The sequence below is a fragment of the Streptomyces sp. NPDC090499 genome, assembly GCF_044769305.1.
Lineage (GTDB): Bacteria > Actinomycetota > Actinomycetes > Streptomycetales > Streptomycetaceae > Streptomyces.
On the sequence record NZ_JBIVXP010000003.1, the window covers coordinates 248,526 to 267,363 of the forward strand.

The 18,838-nt window shown below is 72.2% G+C and carries 14 protein-coding genes and 1 pseudogene; 6 read left to right on the forward strand and 9 right to left on the reverse strand.

The annotated features are described in order from the left end of the window. The first annotated feature begins 303 nt into the window (after positions 1-303). From ACIQVL_RS13120 to ACIQVL_RS13130, 3 genes are all read left to right on the forward strand, one after another. Positions 304-840, forward strand: a complete 537-nt coding sequence (locus tag ACIQVL_RS13120) for a hypothetical protein (protein WP_403438194.1) — start codon at positions 304-306, stop codon at positions 838-840. Positions 841-937: 97 nt separating this feature from the next. Further along, complete coding sequence (locus ACIQVL_RS13125) at positions 938-3,142, forward strand: S1 family peptidase (RefSeq protein WP_403438197.1); 2,205 nt, start codon at positions 938-940, stop codon at positions 3,140-3,142. Positions 3,143-3,340: 198 nt separating this feature from the next. Further along, a complete protein-coding gene (locus ACIQVL_RS13130) occupies positions 3,341-6,688 on the forward strand; it encodes an ALF repeat-containing protein (protein ID WP_403475341.1) in 3,348 nt (1,115 codons plus the stop codon). A gap of 28 nt (positions 6,689-6,716) precedes the next feature. Here ACIQVL_RS13130 and ACIQVL_RS13135 read toward each other — a convergent pair whose 3' ends face one another. Beyond that, complete coding sequence (locus tag ACIQVL_RS13135; protein ID WP_403475342.1) at positions 6,717-7,361, reverse strand: TetR/AcrR family transcriptional regulator C-terminal domain-containing protein; 645 nt, start codon at positions 7,359-7,361, stop codon at positions 6,717-6,719. Between the two features lie 71 nt (positions 7,362-7,432). On the opposite strand from ACIQVL_RS13135, the gene ACIQVL_RS13140 reads away from it, so the two are divergent. Beyond that, positions 7,433-8,839, forward strand: a complete 1,407-nt coding sequence (locus tag ACIQVL_RS13140) for an FAD-dependent monooxygenase (RefSeq protein WP_403475343.1) — start codon at positions 7,433-7,435, stop codon at positions 8,837-8,839. A gap of 51 nt (positions 8,840-8,890) precedes the next feature. Here the strand turns inward: ACIQVL_RS13140 and ACIQVL_RS13145 are convergent, their stop codons facing one another. Continuing rightward, entirely contained in the window at positions 8,891-9,577 is a 687-nt protein-coding gene (locus tag ACIQVL_RS13145) for a TMEM175 family protein (protein WP_403475344.1), read from the reverse strand. A gap of 54 nt (positions 9,578-9,631) precedes the next feature. Next, on the reverse strand, positions 9,632-10,183 hold the full coding sequence (locus ACIQVL_RS13150) for a hypothetical protein (RefSeq protein ID WP_403438213.1): 552 nt from the start codon (positions 10,181-10,183) through the stop codon (positions 9,632-9,634). Between the two features lie 114 nt (positions 10,184-10,297). Between ACIQVL_RS13150 and ACIQVL_RS13155 the strand changes: the two genes are divergently transcribed. Continuing rightward, positions 10,298-10,819: a PadR family transcriptional regulator gene (locus ACIQVL_RS13155; RefSeq protein WP_403438216.1), complete on the forward strand. Its 522-nt coding sequence runs from the start codon at positions 10,298-10,300 to the stop codon at positions 10,817-10,819. A 33-nt stretch (positions 10,820-10,852) separates the two neighbouring features. Here ACIQVL_RS13155 and leuE read toward each other — a convergent pair whose 3' ends face one another. Both leuE and ACIQVL_RS13165 read right to left on the reverse strand, forming a co-directional pair. Further along, complete coding sequence (gene leuE / locus ACIQVL_RS13160; protein ID WP_403438219.1) at positions 10,853-11,506, reverse strand: leucine efflux protein LeuE; 654 nt, start codon at positions 11,504-11,506, stop codon at positions 10,853-10,855. Between the two features lie 136 nt (positions 11,507-11,642). Then, on the reverse strand, positions 11,643-13,223 hold the full coding sequence (locus ACIQVL_RS13165; RefSeq protein WP_403475345.1) for a methylmalonyl-CoA mutase: 1,581 nt from the start codon (positions 13,221-13,223) through the stop codon (positions 11,643-11,645). Positions 13,224-13,321: 98 nt separating this feature from the next. Between ACIQVL_RS13165 and ACIQVL_RS13170 the strand changes: the two genes are divergently transcribed. Continuing rightward, the gene (locus ACIQVL_RS13170) at positions 13,322-14,191 is read left to right on the forward strand and encodes a L,D-transpeptidase family protein (RefSeq protein WP_403475346.1); all 870 of its coding nucleotides are present in this window, start codon (positions 13,322-13,324) and stop codon (positions 14,189-14,191) included. Positions 14,192-14,424: 233 nt separating this feature from the next. On the opposite strand, the gene ACIQVL_RS13175 is transcribed toward ACIQVL_RS13170, so the two are convergent. From ACIQVL_RS13175 to ACIQVL_RS13190, 4 genes and pseudogenes are all read right to left on the reverse strand, one after another. Beyond that, entirely contained in the window at positions 14,425-15,492 is a 1,068-nt protein-coding gene (locus ACIQVL_RS13175; protein WP_403475347.1) for a hypothetical protein, read from the reverse strand. After that, a complete protein-coding gene (locus ACIQVL_RS13180) occupies positions 15,492-16,154 on the reverse strand; it encodes an RNA polymerase sigma factor (RefSeq protein WP_403438230.1) in 663 nt (220 codons plus the stop codon). Before ACIQVL_RS13180 ends, ACIQVL_RS13175 begins: the two co-directional genes overlap by 1 nt. Before the next feature lie 523 nt (positions 16,155-16,677). Beyond that, positions 16,678-18,183, reverse strand: coding sequence for an ATP-binding protein (locus ACIQVL_RS13185; protein WP_403438233.1), 1,506 nt, complete (start codon positions 18,181-18,183; stop codon positions 16,678-16,680). A gap of 468 nt (positions 18,184-18,651) precedes the next feature. Then, positions 18,652-18,834 (reverse strand): annotated as a pseudogene (locus tag ACIQVL_RS13190) (RNA polymerase sigma factor); the annotation flags it as partial. Positions 18,835-18,838 lie beyond the last annotated feature (4 nt).

Consider the following 18,838-nt stretch of genomic DNA (forward strand, 5'->3'; position numbering starts at 1 on the left):
GTATGCAGATTTCATGAAACAGCCGGAGGCTGCGCGGGGGGCGCCAGAAAAAGGCTTGTTCAGGCACCCTCCCGTCGACCCTCGGGATTGTTTTTCCATTACAGGCTGCCGGGGGCTGCCGACGGGGGTGACGTCACGGACGCGCGATTGCTGAACAGGGCATTTCATCATTTCCACCCTGTATTTCTTCCTCATTCTGCCGGTTCCGGCCGCTCTGGTCCGATTCCCTCGGCCCTGCGTCGAATAACTGTTCCGGACATCGGGCCGGAACCGACGATGAGGACTGGAATGAGGGAAAGAACCGTGCCTTCCCCATGGCCGAGGCGCAAGAGACTCGTCACCCGCGTGCTGGGCACCGCGGCTGCCGCCGCGCTGGCCTGGCTGGTGGCGACGAACGGCCTGACCGGAGCCACCGCCCACCACGCCGGCTCCGCGGCGGCGCTCGGCTCGGTCGCCGACGAGGCGCCCGGTTACGCGGTCGAGGACTTCGCCTACCCGGGAGCCGACAAGATCCTCGCCGAGCAGGGCATCACCCTCAAGCGGGGCGACGGCCACATCGTGCTCGCCGAGTGCGGCCCGACCGGCCTGCTGGAGGTCTGGGCCCGCGACCGGACCGACAAGATCTGTTTCCGGGCCACCGGCAACTCCGGCTATCTGTCGCTGGAGATCCCCTCGGTGTACGCGATCCGCGGCAACGACTACTCCACCCAGGTCGACATGACCGTCGGGACCGAGGAGCAGTCGTACGACATCGCCGAGAACGCCTGGACCCCGGTGGGCGAAAGCGCTGACGAACAGGGGCGCGAATTCATGCTCGTGGAGATCAGGACCTCCAAGTAGCACCCGCGGCGCGCGGTTCGTGCGCCGTCGAACCCCTTCAACCAGCCGCTTCGCCGTCCGGTGCGTACCGGACGGCAGGCCTCGCCCCAAGGAAGTCATGGTCACCCGACACACCAGACCGGCCCGGCCCGCCGCATTCGCGGCGGCCCTGCTCGCCCTGCCGCTCGCGCTGACCGCCGGTCCCGCGCACGCCGTCACCGGCACCGCGGCGTCCGACACCAGCTACGGCTACACCGCCCGCCTCGACATCGGGGACGGCACCCGTGCCTGCTCCGGCACCCTCGTCGACTCCGAGTGGCTGCTGACCGCGGCCAGCTGCTTCGCGGACGACCCGGCCACCAGCCTCACCGTGCCGGCCGGCAAGCCGAGACTGACCACCACCGCGACCATCGGGCGCACCGACCTGACCACCACCGACGGGGTGGTCCGCACGGTCGTCGAACTGGTCCCGCGCACCGACCGAGACCTGGTGCTCGCCCGGCTGAACCGCCCGGTCGGCAACGTCACCCCGGTCGCCCTGGCCACCACCCAGGCCACCGCGGGCGAGTCGCTGACCTTCGCCGGGTACGGCCGTACCCAGGACGAGTGGGCGCCGCTCAAGCTGCACACCGGCGCCCTGTCGGTGGACGCCTCCGACAGCACCACCGCCACCATCACCGGCCAGGGCGGCGCCGCCGTCTGCGCCGGCGACGCCGGCGGCCCCGAGGTCCGCGTGAGCAACGGCAAGGCCACCCTGGTCGCCGTCAACAGCCGTTCCTGGCAGGGCGGTTGCTTCGGCACCGACTCCTCCGAGACCCGCACCGGCGGCATCGCCACCCGGGTCGACGACCTCGGCGACTGGGTCGCCTCCAAGGTCAACGCGACCCGGATCACCGACTTCGACTGCGACGGCGCCGAGGACGTCGCCGTGGGCGACCCGACGGCCTCCGTCAACGGCCTGTCCGAGGCCGGCATCGTCAAGATCGTGTACGGCGGCGGCCGCGAGTCCGCGGTGCTCCACCAGGACCTCGACACCGTGCCGGGCGGCGCCGAGGCGGGCGACCGCTTCGGCGAGCAGCTGGCCGTCGTCGACTGGGACGAGGACGGCTGCTCCGACCTGGTCGTGGGCGTCCCGCACGAGGACATCGGCGACGTCGTGGACGGCGGCGAGGTGACCGTGATCTACGGCTCCCCCGACGGCCTGGGCCAGGGCAGGGCCGCGTCCAACTACTCGCAGGGCAACGGCACCGGCGCGATCGACGACAACACGTCGGTGGCGGACGACGAGATGGGCGCCGCGCTGGCCGCCGGCACCACCGCCGACGGCGAGCCGTACCTGGCGATCGGCGTGCCCGGCAAGAACCTCAAGGGCCACGTGGACGCCGGCCTGGTCTTCTACCTGCGCGGCTCGGTCAACACCTCGATCCACCAGGACGACACCGGTGTGGTCGGCACCATCGAGGACAACGACCGCTTCGGCGCGTCCCTCGCGGGCTCGCCGAACAACCTGGCCATCGGCGCCCCGGGCGAGACCTCGGACTCCGGTGCCGCGAACGCCGGCTCGGTGACGCTCTTCAAGCACGAGCTGAGCGCGGCCGGCATCCCGACCCCGGTCGCGACGGTCGACCAGGACAGCACCGGCATCAGCGACGCCGCCGAGGCCGGTGACGAGTTCGGCGCCTCGCTGTCGATGATCGCCTACCGCCCGGACGGCGCGGCCTCCGCGACCGACTCGATCCTCGCGGTCGGCACCCCCGGCGAGACCCTGTGGGTCGGTACGACCTCCTACCCGAACGCCGGACAGGTCACCACGCTCCACATCACCGCCTCCGGCACGGTCTCGGAACTGGCCGCCATCAACCAGGGCGTCGCCGGGGTGAACGGCGCCTCCGCCGCCGACGACGGGTTCGGCGCCTCGGTGGCCGCCGCGAACACGGCGCCCCGGGCGGTCGGCACCGCCTCGACGCTGCTGCTCGCGGTCGGCGTGCCCGGCAAGGACGTGGACACCGCCACGGACGCGGGCGTCGTGCAGACCTTCTCGCTGCTGGGCGCTCCGGGCGACTCCGACCACTGGATCCAGGCGGGCAACGAGCGCGGTCTGCCCGGCACCCCGGGCGCCTCGCAGCAGGTCGGCGCGTTCCTGAACGCCACCGGCACCCACCTGTGGATCGGCATGCCGTACGGCCCGGCCGCGCGCGGCGCGGTCCACGGCATCCCCTGGTCGAACGCCATGGGCGGCACCGGTGCCACGGTGATCACCTACCAGCCCGGCGTGGGCGCCCTGCCGCTGACCGGCAAGGCGTTCGGCATGGCGATCCGCTGACGCTCCGTCGGCCGGTCTCCTGAGCCCCCGGAGGGCGCGATCCCTCCGGGGCCGATCCCGGCACCTCACTCCCGTGCGCCCACGAGGCGTCCTACCGCCATGGGCGCGCGGGAGCCGTACGTGACTTCCACCTCACCCTGATCCTGTCCGGCGGGCGGCCGGCGACGCGCCGCCGGGCACCGAACCCGAAGGACCACAGTGGACACCACACACTGGAGCAGACGGCGCCTGCTCGCCGCCCTCGCGGCCACCACGGTCGCGGCCGCCACATCCAACCTGGTACTCGGCTCCGCGCCGGCTCGCGCCGACGACTCGGACGGCACCGACGATCCGTTCAGCCTGCCGGACACGGACCGGGGCCAGGCCGTGAAGGCGTGGATGCTGGGCGGTCCGGCCGCCCGTGCCGCCGCGGAACTCGCACTCACCGGCTCCGACTCCGACGTGCAGACCTTCCTGGCGACCGGTCTACCGACGGCCACCGCCCTGGACAACCGCAACGCCGTCCTCACCGCGCTCGCGGGCGCCGGCAAGGGCACCCGGCGGGAGGCCGCCGCCGCCCTGGACGGCGGCGACACCGCCATCGCCGACTTCGTCGCCACCGGCTATGTGGCCGCCATCGTCGAGGACATGCAGGCCGCCACCTCCACGGTGATGGCCACCGGCGGCAAGGCCCTGCTGAAGGCGGGCAACACCGCTCTCAACACGGGTACGAAGGACGCACTGGCGACCTTCCTGCAGAACAGCCAGTACACGGCGCGCGAGGAGGACATGCGCGTCGCGGCGACCAGCCTCATGGTGTCCGCCGGCCCCGAGGTGCAGAAGTACGCCACTCGGGCCTTGGACGGCACCGCCTCGGACATCCAGTGGTTCCTGGAGACCGGACAGTTCATCGCCCGCGCCCGCGACCAGGAGTCGTCGACGATCGCCGAACTCGTGGCCGTCGTCGTCCGCGAGGGGCAGAACGCCGACGCGAACACGCAGCAGGCCGTGGAAGCTTCCGCCCGCGCTACGGAGGCCGCCGCGAAGGCCAAGGCCGCGGCACTGCAGGCAGCGGCCGAGGCCAAGGCTGCTCAGCAGGACGTGGCCAGGGCCGGCGCGGCCGCCCGCAAGGCGGCCGACGCCGCGTCCGGGGCCGCCGACGCGGCCCGGGTGGCCATCCGCGCCTCCCAGGCCTCCGTCCAGGCCGCCCGCCGGGCCTCGTACGCCGCCACCGCCGCGAGCCAGGCCGCGGCCGCGGCCGGATCGGCCGCCTCGAAGGCGTACAACGCGGCGATCGCGGCGTCCAAGGACGCCAGCCTGACAAAGGCCGCCGCGGACGCGGCCGTCGCCGCCAGCAAGGCGGCCGCGAAGGCCCGCAGCGCGGCGTCCGCGGCGGACGCCGCCAGGGCGTCCTGCAACCAGTCCAAGTCCGCCGCCGCCTCGGCAGCCGACGCGGCGAACGACGCCGCGGCCGCCGCGAGCGCTTCCGCCGACGCCGCCGAGGCCGCGGGAGCGGCCCAGTCCGAGGCGGCGGAGGCCAAGCGGCAGGCCCAGATCGCCGGCAACAACGCGGTGGTCGCCACCAGCGCCGCGGCCAAGGCCCAGGATCTCGCGGACCAGGCGGCTGACGCGGCCGCCGAGGCCCGCGACGCCGCGAACGACGCCGCCGACCACGCGGACGCCGCCGCGACCGCCGCCAACTGGGCCGTCGCGAACGCGGGCAAGGCGATCGACTACGCGAACAAGTCCACCGAGTTCGCGAACGCGGCCACCACGGCGGCCAACGCCGCCACCGCCGCCGTCGAGAAGGCCGTCACGGTGGAACAGCAGGCGCGGGACGCCGAGACCCAGCGCCTGGACTCCGACATGAAGGAGGCGATGGAGGAGTGCCGTCAACTCGCGGAGCAGGAGGCGCTGACCAACGCCGAGTACATCGGCAAGCGGACCAAGGCCGCGCAGACCACGCAGGCCACGAAGGACCTCATCGCCCAGGCCGAGCAGGCGCTCCAGGCCGGTGACATGGATCTGGCCACCAGCGTCGGACGCCGGGCCGCCGTCGGCGTGATGAACTCGACGGGCAACTGGTCGCGCGAGAGCGCACGGTACGCCCTGGCCGGTTCGGACGCCGACATCCACGCCTGGATCGACACCGACCGGCTGCTCGCGCAACGGCAGGACGACCGCGAGGCCGGCGTCTACATCGCCCAGACGCTGAGCAGCCCCGACGTGGCCAACGCGGTGGTCACGATGCTGACGAGCACCGACCCGGACGCGGGCACCGCCTTCCTCGACACCGGGCTGTTCGAGGCCGCCGCGGCCGACAACCGCGTCAGGGCCACCGCGATTCTCGCGCGCAACCCGGGCAGCGCGGTGACCGCGGCCGTGAACGCGGCGCTGGACGCCGGCACCGCCGACGCCCTGCGTGATTTCTTCCTCACCGCCTACGAACAGGCTCAGCAGGAGGACGACACCGAGGCCACCGCGGCCCTGCTGGCCACCGCCGGCCCCTACACCAAGGCCTACGCCCAGGCCGCGATGGAGGGTTCGGCGTGGGTCCGCCGCAACTTCGTCGCCAAGGTGCAGCACACGTCCGCCCAGCTCGACTACGACTGGGCGGCCCATGTCGCCGCCATGCAGGGGTCGATCGCCGCCGCCGCGAAGATCGCGCAGAACGCTCAGGCGGACGCGTGCAAGGCCCAGCAGGCGGCGGCCCTGGCGCGCCAGGCGGCCTCGGAGGCGCAGCAGTGGGCGGACAAGGCGACCGCTGCGGCCGCGCAGGCCGACACGTACGCGCAGCAGGCCGACGCGAACGCGGACGACGCCGAGCAGTCGGCGAAGGACGCGCAGGCCTCGGCCGACAAGGCTTCGACCGCGGCGACCGTCGCCCGTACGGCCGCGCGTTCGGCGAACTACTCCGCCAAGAAGGCCGCGAGCTCGGCCGCCAGTGCGGTCGCCTCCGCCAACTCGGCCCAGGCGTCGGCCACCCAGGCCCGCGCCTCAAGTCTTGAGGCCCAGGCGGACAAGGCGGTCGCCGCGGCCGCCGCGAGCCGGGCACTCCAGGCCGTCGCGGAGAAGCGCAACGCCGAGCTGCAGGCGAAGGCCAAGCAGGCGGCCCTGGACGCGCAGGACGCACGGGACTCCGGGGACTACCCTGCCGACTCCGCGGAGAACGACACCCTTGAGAGCGGCGACTCCGAGGAGAAGCTGGAGGCGAAGGAGGCGGCGGAGCGCTACGAGGAGCAGGCCACCAATTTCGGGTATCTCGCCGTGATAGCCGGGCTCTCGGGGGCGGAACTCGGCCCGGAGATGGAAGTGGCCGCGGTCGGCCTCTCGCTCTATGCCATCGGAAGCTCCGCCACGGCCGCGTACTACACCGGAGTCGCCTACGGGTACGGCAGCAGTGAGTTCTGGATGGCAGTGTCCAGCACCGCTCTCGAAGTGGCCTCGTTCGGCACGAGCCGGTACATCGGCGGGACCGAAGGCATCAGCGAAATGACCAGGACCATCGGTTCGGCCGCCGCCGACGCCGTCTCCCCCATCTACCACACACTCGGAAACCTGTTCTAGAACGGACCGTCCGGCTCCCGTCGGGCCGCTACAGGTATCGCGCCCCGATCCCCGCGATGACCACTTCGAGGCCCTCCTCGAAGTGCTGGTCGTAATCGTCGAAGATCTCCCTGCCCGCCTCCGCCGCCAGCGGGAAGTCGGCCAGCAGGCGGGCGCGTTCCTCGACGTCGTACCCCTCCCGGCGCTCGCCCGAGAGGGGTACGACGCCCTGTTCCTCGATGACGAAGCCGATGGTGTACGCGTTCGTCGTCATGCCCGCCCGAGCCGCCTGGGCGAGGGTGAAGCCGGCCTCCGTCATGACGTGCAGGTAGGCCTCCTGCTCCGGGGCGTGTTCGATGCCCGTGAAGCGTGAGCCGCTGTAGACCCTCGCTCCGTCGCGGTAGCCGAGCAGCGCCGTGCGCAGTCCGCGGCCCGTCGTCCGCAGCACGTTCTGCCAGCTCTCGGTGGGGTCGAGCCGCGTCTCCGCGACCATCCGGCGGTACATCTCCGTCGCCATCTCGTCGAGCAGCGCCTGCTTGTCCTTGAAGTGCCAGTACAGGGCCGGGGCCTTGACGTCCAGCTCCTTGGCGATGGCCCGCAGGGTCAGCCCCTCCAGACCGGCCTCGTTCAGCAGGCGCAGGGCCGTGTCGGCGACCCGGCGGCGGTCGAGGGGGGCGCGTCGTTCCGTACTCACGCTTGACAGCTTAACAGCGTTAAGGGCAGCCTTGTCACCGACGGCACTTAACAACGTTAAGGAGAAATGCGATGGATACGCTGGATGTACTGATCGTCGGCGCCGGGCCCACCGGGCTCGCCCTCGGGGTCGACCTCGCCCGGCGCGGGGTGGACGCACTGGTCGTGGAGGCCGGCGAGAAGCTGTTCCCGGGCTCCCGCGGCAAGGGGATCCAGCCCCGCACGCAGGAGGTGTACGACGACCTCGGCGTGCTCGACGCGATGCGCGCGGCCGGCGGCCCCTACCCGCCCCAGCTGCTCTGGAAGAACGGCGAACCCCTCACCACGAAGCCGATGTTCGACGCGGTGCCGGCGGACGAGGGGGCGCCGTACACCGAGCCGCTGATGGTCGCGCAGTGGCGCACGCAGGAGGTGCTGTACGCGCGGCTGCGGGAGCTGGGCGGCCGGGTCGCGTTCGGGCGCGGGCTGACGGGCCTGGAGCAGGACGCGGAGGGGGTGACCGCCCGTTTCACCGACGGCACGACGGCCCGTGCGCGGTACGCCGTGGCGGCGGACGGCGGACGTTCGACCGTACGGCGTGCGGTGGGCGTCGGGATGACCGGCGAGTCGGTCGACCCGAGCCCGTTCCTCGTCGCCGACCTGCGGGTGCGGGGCCTCGACCGTGAGCACTGGCACACCTTCACCGACGACGACGGCTACGGCGTGGCGTTGTGCCCGCTGGCCGGCACCGACGAGTTCCAGCTGGGCGCCCGGCTGCCCGAGGGCACGGAGGTCGACCTGTCCCTGGCAGGCCTGCGCCGGCTGGTGACGACGTACAGCCACCTCGGCGCGGCGGACGTCACCGAGGTGCGCTGGGCCTCCGACTTCCGCCCGCGCGCCGCGCTGGCCGACCGGTTCCGGGTGGGCCGGGTCTTCCTGGCCGGCGATGCGGCCCACGTCCACTCCCCGGCCGGCGGCCAGGGCCTGAACACCAGTGTCCAGGACGCCTACAACCTGGGCTGGAAGCTGGCCGCGGTGCTCGCCGGGCGGGCCCCGGACGCGCTCCTCGACACCTACGAGGAGGAGCGCCGGGCGAACGCCGCCGCCATGCTGGGCCTCTCGACGAGCGTCCACCACGGCGAGGTCCGGCGGGGCGAGGCCACGGTCCAGCTGGGCATCGGCTACCGGGAGTCCTCGCTGACCGAGGAGACCCGGGCGAACCCGGGACCGGTGCGGGCGGGCGACCGTGCGCCCGACGGGCGGAACGCGGACGGGGTGCGGATGTTCGACGCGTTCCGGGGACCGCACTGGACGCTGCTGGCCCCGGAACCGGTGGCCGGGATCGACGGGGGCCTGCCGGCCCCGGAGTCGTACGGCCCGGGGGTGTTCCTGGTCCGCCCGGACGGTTATGTGGGGTGGGCGGGGGAGACGGCGGAGGGGGTGCGGGAGTACGCGGCCCGCGTCGGCGTTCCGCTGGACACGCCGCGACATGCCGTCTGACGGCTGCGGCGCCGTCGTGACCGGTCGCGCAGTTCCTACCCCCAGCGCCCCTTACGGTGCGCCACGGCCCCGCAGGGCGACCCGGATCGCCGGGAGCAGGGCCCAGCACGCGGCGGCCCAGTGGGTGAGCAGGGCGACCGGTATGGAGATGAGGAAGGCCAGCATCAGGGCGGTCAGCCAGCTCATCGTGCTGGACACCGCCGCCGCCGAGCCGGCGGTGTCCAGCACCCCCGACCTGCGCAGGTCCCTGACGGCCAGCCAGAAGAACAGGCAGGTCAGGACCTGGACGGCGGCGTACACGATGAACTGCACCTCGTACGCGTCGGCCTCGCTGGTCAGCAGCTTCGTGGTGAACGGGGTGACGACGATCGCGAGCAGCCACAGCAGGTTCCACCGGATGGCACCGCCCGAGAGTCCGGTCGCGTACCGGAACAGCCGCTGGTGGATCATCCAGTGGATGGCGATGGCCCAGAAGCTGACCAGGAACGCGGTGTACTCCGCGAGGTGCTCGCGCAGGAAGTGCAGGACACCGGAGTTGCCGTGCACCTCCCCGGTGGGGACGGGCAGTTCCAGGGCGAGCAGGGTGATGGCGATGGCCACCACCGCGTCAGAGAAGTAGATCAGCCGCTCCGGGCTCGCCGGCCGGTCTCCGGAACCGCCTCCGGGGCCGGGCGCCTCCTCGGTGTTCTCGGTCAGGTCATCGGGCCCGGCGGTCTGCCGCGCGCGGATGTCGGGCATGTTCTGCTGCTTCCTCGTGCAGAGCCGTGCGGAGCGGTGTCGCACGGTGGACGGTTACGCCAGGGCCTGCGCGGCGCGGGCCCTGGCCCGTGCCGCGTACCGGCCGCCGACGGCGAAGGGGAGGACGAACGCCAGGACCTGGGCGGTGACGAGCGGCACCGTCGCGGAGTGGTCGTAGTCGACGACGGCGGCACAGGCGAGCGCGCCGAGGGTGAACCCGGCCGCCCAGATGGCGGTCAGCACCATGTTGAACCTGATGAACCGGGGGGACTCCCAGAACTCCCGGGGCACCTCGGCCCGTGCGAAGGCCAGGGTGAACGGGCGGCGGGCGGCGAGCGAGGCAAGGGCCGTGGCCGCCAGGGTGGCGTTGGCCAGGGCGCAGATCCAGTGCTGGAGCGCGGTGCCGGGGTCGGCCAGCGCGATACCGGCCATGACCACGAAGAACGCGCAGGTGGCGGCCCCCAGCAGGTCGACCGTGCGGGCGCGGAGCTGGCGGGCCAGCAGATACAGCGCGGCCAGGGCGGCAGCGCTCGTGCCCAGTCGCCAGTCGACCGGGCTCAGGGCCGCGTAACACAGCCAGGGCGCGAAACCGCGGACGTAGTTCACCGGTGTCTCCTTCGGGACAGACCGAGAGTCCAATATTGGACGGTCCAAGAATGGCCGGTCGATCTTGCTCTGTCCAGTCGTGACGGGTGAATTCCGGAAAGGTAGGGTGAGGCCATGAGCTTGCCCCACGCACTCCTCGGTCTCCTGGCCGAGCAGCCCGCCAGTGGATACGACCTGCTCAAGCGGTTCGAGTCGGGCCTGGCCGTGGTGTGGCCCGCCCAGAAGAGCCAGGTCTACGGCGAATTGGCGAAGCTCAGCGAGAAGGGGCTGATCGAGGTCACCGGCACCGGCGCGCGCCAGCGCCGCGAGTACGGCATCACCGACGCCGGGCGCGCGGAACTGCGCGGCTGGCTCACCGAGCCCGGCACCGACCTCGCCTTCCGCAGCGCCGCCCTGCTGCGGGTCTTCTTCCTGTGGACGCTCAGCCGCGAGGAGGGCGTCGACTACCTGGAGAACTTCGCCCGGATAAACCGCGAACGGCTCGCCGCCCTGGAGGCCGTGCGGGACAACGCCGAATGGGTCGGCGACCCGGTGCAGATCTGCGGCTGGCTCATCCTCGAATACGGCCTGCGCGGCTCGGCGACCTCGGCGGATTGGGCCGACTGGGCCGCCGAACGGCTGACCGAACACCTGTGACCCCGGCCGCCGGGACCGTCCGGCGGCTTCGGCTCAGGCGCTGGCCAGCGTCAGCTTCACCGCGAACCCGAGGAACAGCACCCCCGCCGCCGACGTGGCCGTCGCCGACATCCGCTTGCGGCGGCGGAACGCGTCGGCCAGCCTCGTGCCGCTGAATATCAGGGCGCTGAGATAGAGGAAGCTGGCCAGCTGGGCGAAGGTGCCGAGGACGACGAAGGAGATCGCCGGGTACGCGTACCCCGGGTCGACGAACTGCACGAAGAAGGCGATGAAGAACAGGATCGCCTTCGGGTTGAAGAGGCTGATCACCAGGGCGCGGCGGTACGGGCGCTCCTGCGCCGGGGCGGCGGCCGGGGCCGTCTGCTCCGCCGCCTGCTGCTTCCGCGACCGCCACATCGCCCAGGCCGCCCGCAGCATGCCTATCGCCAGCCAGGTGAGATAGCCGGCGCCCGCGTACTTCACGATCCCGAACAGCACGGCGTTGGCCTTGAGCAGCGAGGCCACCCCGGCCGCCGACAGCGTCATCAGCACGGTGTCCCCGCACCACACGCCCGCGGCGGCGGTGTAACCGGCCCGGATCCCCTGCCGGGCGGCGACGGACAGCACGTAGAGGGAGTTGGGGCCGGGCAGCAGGACGATCAGGACGAGTCCTGCCAGGTAGGTGGGGAGATCGATGACGCCGAACATGAGAAGTAGTCTCGCACGCGGGTCCGACAACGCCCCGGGCCGTTCGTCATAAGGATCCGCCGTAAGGATCCGCCGTAAGGATCCGCCGTAAGGATCCGTCACAAGGATTCGCCGTGAGGATCGCCGTGAGGAGCCGTCAGAACGCGTCCGCCGGGACGTACACCCCCCACACCTCCCGCAGCGCGTCGCACACCTCCCCCACCGTGGCCCGCGCCCGCAGGGCCTCCTTCATGGGGGGCAGCACGTTGTCGACGCCCTCGGCGGCCTTCTTCAGGGCGGTGAGGGCCGCGGCGACGGCCGCCCGGTCGCGGTCGGCGCGGAGCCTGGCGAGGCGCTCCGCCTGCCGGACCTCGATGGCCGGGTCGACCCGCAGCGGCTCGTAGGGTTCCTCCTCGTCCAGCCGGTAGCGGTTGACGCCGACCACCACCCGCTCCCCCGCGTCGGTCTCCCGCGCGATGCGGTAGGCGTTCCGCTCGATCTCGCCCTTCTGGAAGCCGTGCTCGATCGCCGCGACCGCGCCGCCGAGGTCCGCGACCCTGCGCATCAGAGCGAGGGCCGCCGCCTCCACGTCGTCGGTCATCCGCTCCACCGCGTACGAACCCGCGAAGGGGTCCACCGTCGCCGTCACGTCCGTCTCGTACGCCAGCACCTGCTGGGTGCGCAGGGCCAGGCGGGCGCTCTTGTCGGTCGGCAGCGCGATCGCCTCGTCGAAGGAGTTGGTGTGCAGCGACTGGGTGCCGCCGAGGACCGCGCCCAGGGCCTGGACCGCCACCCGCACCAGGTTCACCTCCGGCTGCTGGGCCGTCAGCTGGACGCCGGCCGTCTGGGTGTGGAACCGCAGCATCAGCGACCTGGGGTCCTTCGCGCCGAACTCCTCCCGCATCAGCCGCGCCCAGATCCGGCGCGCCGCACGGAACTTGGCGACCTCCTCCAGCAGCGTCGTACGCGCCACGAAGAAGAAGGACAGGCGCGGCGCGAAGTCGTCGACGTCCATGCCGGCCGCGACCGCCGTGCGCACGTACTCGATCCCGTCGGCGAGCGTGAAAGCGATCTCCTGCACGGGGGACGCCCCCGCCTCGGCCATGTGGTAGCCGGAGATCGAGATCGTGTTCCAGCGCGGGATCGCGGTCCGGCAGTACCCGAAGACGTCCGCGGTCAGCCGCAGGGACGGCTTGGGCGGGAAGATGTACGTGCCCCGCGCGATGTACTCCTTCAGGACGTCGTTCTGGATCGTGCCGGTCAGGGCCGCCGCCGGTACGCCCTGTTCCTCCGCCACCAGCTGGTACAGCAGCAACAGCACGGCCGCCGGGGCGTTGATCGTCATCGACGTCGACACCCTGTCCAGGGGGATCCCGCCGAACAGCACCCGCATGTCGTCGACCGAGTCGACCGCCACCCCCACCTTGCCGACCTCGCCGTGCGCGAGGGGTGCGTCCGAGTCGTGGCCCATCTGGGTGGGCAGGTCGAAGGCGACGGAGAGACCGGTGGTGCCGTGCGCGATGAGCTGCCGGTAGCGGGCGTTGGACTCCGCGGCCGTACCGAACCCGGCGTACTGGCGCATGGTCCAGGGCCGCCCGGTGTACATCGTCGGGTAGACGCCCCTGGTGAAGGGGTACGAGCCCGGGGCGCCGAGGCTGCCGGCCGGGTCCCAGCCCGCCAGGTCTCCAGGGCCGTAGACCGGCTCGACGGGCAGTCCGGACTCCGACTCACGGGCCATGACGGTGACCTCCGCAGTACGCCGATACACCGGTACGTCTGTCGGTTCCCACGATGCCCCCTTGTTCGTCGGCGGTCACCCGGGGAAGCATCCTCGGCATGAAGGTCTCGGGGTATTCGGGAGTCCTGGCCGCCGTACTGGCCGTGCTGTGCGGGTGCACGGTGCAGCCGGCGGGCGGCGGGGACGCCAAGGGGCACTCGCCCGTCCACATCGACCTCCCGCACAGCGCGGCACCCGCCGGCACCGCGCCCACCGCTCCAACGGCTCCCACGGCTCCCACGGCTTCCGCGCCCGCCGCGCGCACCTCCTCGCCGTCCGCCGTCGAGACGGTCCCGCCGCACATCGTGTACACCCGCGGCGACACCGGCACCGGCGTCCGCGAGCTCCAGGCCCGGCTGCGACAGGTCGCCTGGCTGTTCGACGGGCCGACGGGGACCTACGACGACCTCACCGCCCAGGCCGTCGAGGGCTTCCAGGGCAGGCGCGGGCTGCCGCGGACGGGCGAGACCGACGCCGTGACCTGGCAGCGGCTGGTCCGGATGACGCACAAGCCCGGGAAGTGGGAGCTGTACCTGATGGGCGGTCAGCCGGCCGCCGCGCCCGATCCGCGGTGCCTGACCGGGCGGGTGCTGTGCATCAGCAAGACCAGCCGCACCCTGCGCTGGATGATCGACGGGCGCACGGTGTCGACGATGTCGGTGCGGTTCGGGGCGCAGTACACCCCGACCCGTGAGGGTGTGTTCCACATCTACTGGAAGTCCCGCCACCACGTGTCGACGCTCTACCACTCGCCGATGCCGTACGCGATGTTCTTCAGCGGCGGGCAGGCGGTGCACTACTCCTACGACTTCGCGGCCCGGGGCTACGCGGGCGGCTCGCACGGGTGCGTCAACGTGCGGGACGAGGCGGCGATCGCGGACCTGTTCGCGCAGGTGCGCAACGGCGACAAGGTCGTCGTCTCCTGGTGAACCGGAGGGACGGGTACAGACGGGTGACGTTCGGGGCGCGGGCGGGACCGGGGGAACGTGTCCCGCCCGCGCCGATGCACGAGCCACGGGTACGGGGGGAACCCCGGCTCTGTGCGACGGCCGATGACCAGTCGGCTCACTCTGTACTGCGCCGCCGCGGCCGAAAGCGTCACACCCTGCGGGAAAAAAGTTCAGGGACTTTCAGAACCGCAGTTCACAGCGGTGCGCAAAGGTCAGAGCGCGCTGTACGTGGGGCTGGGCGAGGCGCCGGGCTGGTCGGGCCGCAGGGGCACGAAGGCGGTCGGGGCGGGGGTGGCCACGCCGTCCTGGCGGTGGTCGTTGCCCCAGCCGCCGTCCTTGCCGCCACTCTTGCCGTCGCCGTCGCCTCGGCCCGACCGGCCGTCGCCGTCGCCCGGACCGCTGTTGTCGCCCTGGCCGTCGTGCCGGCCGCCCTGGTCGTTGTCGTCGCCCTTGCCGTCGCGGGCGACGCCGTCCTTGCCGTTCAGCCCGATGTCGAGGACGGCCTTGCAGAACTTGTCGACCCGGCCCGCGCCGCCCGCCAGTCCCTCCAGGGCGCGCCTGCGGTCGGCGTCCAGGGACTTGCCGTTCCGGATCGCGCGGCAGGACGTCAGGGCACCGCTCCCTCCGCCGGCCGGGATGCCGGTCGAGCCGGTGTCCCGGTTCTTCGTCTTGCCGGACGGGTCGGGCGAGGGCTGCCCGGAGGCACCGGAGGCGGCACCGGAGGACGGCGTCCGGGTCTCGCCGCCGAGCAGCGACTCGGGCGACTGCGAGCCCTGCGGGCGTGCGGGGGTACCGGCGGCCGAGACCGAGGCGGCCGGTCCCGGGGGGTTGTCGTCGAACGGCGTCGGCAGCACCCCGGTGCCCGCGGCCACCGCGACCCCGCCGAGCATGCCGGCGGTCAGCGCGGCGGCGAGGCCCAGCCGTGCGGGGCGGGCCCAGCCCGGGACCCGGGACGGCCGGGAGCCGGCGCCGATCCGGAAGAGGCCCGCGTCGGCGTCGCGCTCGCCCCGGTGCGGCCACGTGGCCGCACCGGTCGGCGCGGCCACGGCGGTCCGGACGTCCTCGGCGGATTCGCGCGCTTTGCGGAAGGCAGCCAGCGCGGCTTCCTCACCGGGGAGTTCGGCAGCGGCCGGCGTGGCCCGCGCGGAGAGCGCGCCGAGCGTGTCGGCGAGGCGTTCTGCCTGGTCACGGGCGGAGGCGTCGACAGCTTCGAGCGACTCACCGCGCAGCAGACGTTCCGCCGTCACCCGGTTCAGCCACTTGTACCGCTCGTCGGCCATCACATGTCCTTCTGCGTCCGCGAACGCGTATGCGTCACACTCGCGGACGTCACCGCACGGGCGTTCGGTTCTCGCTGGGGTGGGAGCGCGTCGAGGACGCCTGCCGTCTCGGGGTCGGCGCCGAGCAGCTCGGCGAGTCTCTTCAACCCCCGGTGGGCTGCCGTCCGCACCGCGCCGGCGCGCTTGCCGAGGGTCTCGGCGGCGGTCTTGGCGTCGAGGCCCATGACGACCCGGAGGACGACGGCCTCGGCCTGGTCCTGCGGCAGCCGGGCGATGAGGGCGAGGGTGTGGTCGGTGGCCAGCGCCTCGATGGCCTCGCCGGCGGTGTCCGACTCGGCGGCCCGGCCGGTCAGTTCCGTCTCGTCGCCGCCGATCGCGGGGCGGCGGCCGCGCATCCGTATGTGGTCGAGGGCGCGGTTGCGGGCGATCCGGGCGGCCCAGCCGCGGAACCGGTCCGCGTCCCCGCTGAACCGGTCGAGGTCGCGGGCGATCTGCAGCCAGGCCTCGGAGGCGACGTCCTCGGCGTCCGGATCGCCGACCAGCGTGCGGACGTATCCGAGCAGGCGGGGCTGGACCGCGCGATAGACGATGCGGAACGCGGTCTCGTCCCCGTCCTGTGCAGCACGTACCGCGGCGGTCAACTCCGCGTCGTCCCCCAGCACCCGTGTGTTCCCTACTTTGGGCCCGAACCGGCGCCGCTCTCGCGGTCGTGGTTCTCGCCGTCGTGGTTCCTCGATTGATGGCTTCGGTGTTCGGGACCGCAGATCCTTGCGGTGGTCATACGTCCTCCGCGGCCCGGCGCGAACTGCACGTTACGACCTGAAACCGCTCGCCGTCCACGTCCGTACAAAGTGCAACTAACTCGTGACGCCGCGGGGTGTGACAGAAAACGCACTCATGGCGCTGAACAGAGTACGGGCCGCCGCGCGGCCCGTGCCGCGCGACGGCCGGGGCCTCTCCTGTGGGGGGTGGCGGCCCCGGCCGTCTCCGTGGCCCCCCTCTCCGGCCCGGCACGAGGCACTGAAACGTCTCAGATGTCGACTCTCGCGCTCCCTCAACTCCGCACGCTCGACGCGCTGGACCATGGCGCGGTCTGGCCAGTAGCGCTTTCCGAGCCGAGGGGACGGCATCACGCTGTTCGACCCGTGGCTCGGCGAGCTGCGACACGAGCGCTGCGCGCCGGTGTCAGCTGCCGTAAAGGGTGGGCAGATCGACCAGAAGGAGATCGTCACGACGATTGGCCAGGTCGACCAGGTCGGGATAGAAGCCGTGCAGGGAGTACAAGGCCAGGGTGACGGTGTCGGTGCCGTACCCCTGATCAGCAAGCAGATCACGGATACGCTCCAGGCGCTCCAGGTCACCGGTCCCACGGCGCGCGGCGGTCGCCTTGGCCTCGCCCAGCAACGCGATCCTTGCACGCGGAGCCTGCGGGCGCTCGCCGGCGGCCAGGGCAATGACATCGACCTCGTGCTTCGTCCGGGCGGCCTGGTCGGCGACCTCGGTTGTGCCGACCGGCCCGGGCAGTCCGCCGGGGAGCAGGGCGTGGGCGTAGCGGCGGGTGAAGTCTCGGGCCAGGTCCTCGAAGTGCGGTCCGAGGATCTTGGAGTTGAAGGTCGGGGCTGCCTGCTGCCAGACCTGCCCGGCGAAGCCCTGCTCCACGGCGGCGGCCTGAGGGAGGGTGATGAGCTGGTTGAAGCGGATGACAGGGTCGGCGAGGGTGATGACAGGGTGCTTGGAGCGAAGGATGTCCTGCTCCCGGCGGATGTAGCCGGTGGACTCCAGCACACCCAGGGGGTGGGCAACGGCATTGCGCGGCCGTTCCAGGGCGGCGCCGATCTTGCTGGGCGTGGTGGCGCCGTTCGCGATCGCGGTGAGGATGTCGTAGTACAGGGTGTGCTGGGTGATCCTGGGATCCTCGCGCAGCAGGTACTCGGTTTCGGTCCGCGAGTACACCGCCCGGCCCGGATCGAGCAGTGTCCGGGTGAGCCACGTGTCGAAGCCGTCGTCCGGATGCGGACGGCCGGCCACCGGTCGGTAGCCGGGTGCCCCGCCGAGGACCGCGTGCACCTTCAGCGCGGTCAGCGGGTCGGTGATCTGCCAGAAGTCCCGGCTGTCGCGGTAGTCGAAGGCCCCCAGCCGTAGATCGACCACGGCCCGGCCGCGAAGCGGCTTGGTTCCCGAGAGCAGTTCGTGCATGACGCTCATCGCGGAGCCGCACAGGATCAACCGCGGCCCCGGCCCGGCACCCTGCCGGGCGCCGCGCTGGCGTTCGTCGTAAAGCTGCTGGAGCAGTCCCGGGATCTCGGGCGAGTGCTGGAGCAGGTAGGGCAACTCGTCGATCACCAGGAGCGGATGCGCCGAGCGGGCTGTCACATCAAGGGCATTGGACAACACGTCACGCCAGTCGGTCAGGCGCAGACTGCCCGGCCTCAGACCGGTATGCGTGGCGACCGCGTCGCTGAACCGTTGGATCGCGGGCAGTCGCCCCTCTTCCCGGACTGCTGTGACGTACAGACCGCCGACCTGCTCGGACAGGGCCTGCAGAAGGTACGACTTCCCGTGCCGCCGCCGCCCCGACACAATGCCCAGCCGCATCGCCGGATCCGGATCGGTGAGGAACTCCGCGAGCAGATCCCACTCCCGGTCCCGGTCGACCACGTCGTCCGGCTTGATCGGCAGGCTCTCCTCCACTCACCCTCCTGTATCTCGACTGCGACGAGTTTCGTCTAAGTCTACTTCGACGTATGGCGTCGCACTGGAAATAACCCTGGCGATTGGCGAGCCAGCGTCGGGCCACATGTCCAACGCGTGACCAACAGCACCCAGGAACAGGCAGAAACACCTGGTCAGCGACTGGAGCGGTGAGCAAACGACGACACCTACCCGGACGACGAAACGCCTGCCCAGAGCCCTGTCACGGCTCCATCGGACCAGGGGTGGCGGCCCCGGCCGTCTCCGTGGCCTCCCTCTCCGGCCCGCAGACGTACGCCGTCCCGGCCGGTCCCAGACCGTGAAAACGCTTCCGGCCGACGTGTGTCAGGGCCGCGGCGGAAGCCGCGGCACACGTCGGGCTGAGCGGTCCGGTCCCCCCTCGGCTCATCGCCGCCGGTCGTCCCGGCGCCGGGTGCGGGTGCGGTGGGTGCCGGTGTCGCGGGCGGTGCGGAAGGCGGCCCCGTCGCCCCGGAACCGCCCCAGGTCCCGGGGCGATCTCCAGCCCGGCGTCGGCGGCCACGTCCTCTGCGTCGTTCCCGACGAACCCCCGGAGGGGCCGAGCAGACCGGGCTGCACCAGCCGGTAGGCGACCGCGAAGGCGGACTCGTCGCCCTCCTCGGCGCGCGCCACGGCC

What these genes read in the sequence shown, in the direction of transcription:
- ACIQVL_RS13125 (WP_403438197.1), top strand. Translation starts at nt 938, where the DNA reads ATGGTCACCCGACACACCAGACCGGCCCGGCCCGCCGCATTCGCGGCG.
- ACIQVL_RS13140 (WP_403475343.1), top strand. Translation starts at nt 7,433, where the DNA reads ATGGATACGCTGGATGTACTGATCGTCGGCGCCGGGCCCACCGGGCTC.
- ACIQVL_RS13145 (WP_403475344.1), bottom strand. Translation starts at nt 9,577, where the DNA reads ATGCCCGACATCCGCGCGCGGCAGACCGCCGGGCCCGATGACCTGACC.
- ACIQVL_RS13155 (WP_403438216.1), top strand. Translation starts at nt 10,298, where the DNA reads ATGAGCTTGCCCCACGCACTCCTCGGTCTCCTGGCCGAGCAGCCCGCC.
- leuE (WP_403438219.1), bottom strand. Translation starts at nt 11,506, where the DNA reads ATGTTCGGCGTCATCGATCTCCCCACCTACCTGGCAGGACTCGTCCTG.
- ACIQVL_RS13165 (WP_403475345.1), bottom strand. Translation starts at nt 13,223, where the DNA reads ATGGCCCGTGAGTCGGAGTCCGGACTGCCCGTCGAGCCGGTCTACGGC.
- ACIQVL_RS13170 (WP_403475346.1), top strand. Translation starts at nt 13,322, where the DNA reads ATGAAGGTCTCGGGGTATTCGGGAGTCCTGGCCGCCGTACTGGCCGTG.
- ACIQVL_RS13175 (WP_403475347.1), bottom strand. Translation starts at nt 15,492, where the DNA reads ATGGCCGACGAGCGGTACAAGTGGCTGAACCGGGTGACGGCGGAACGT.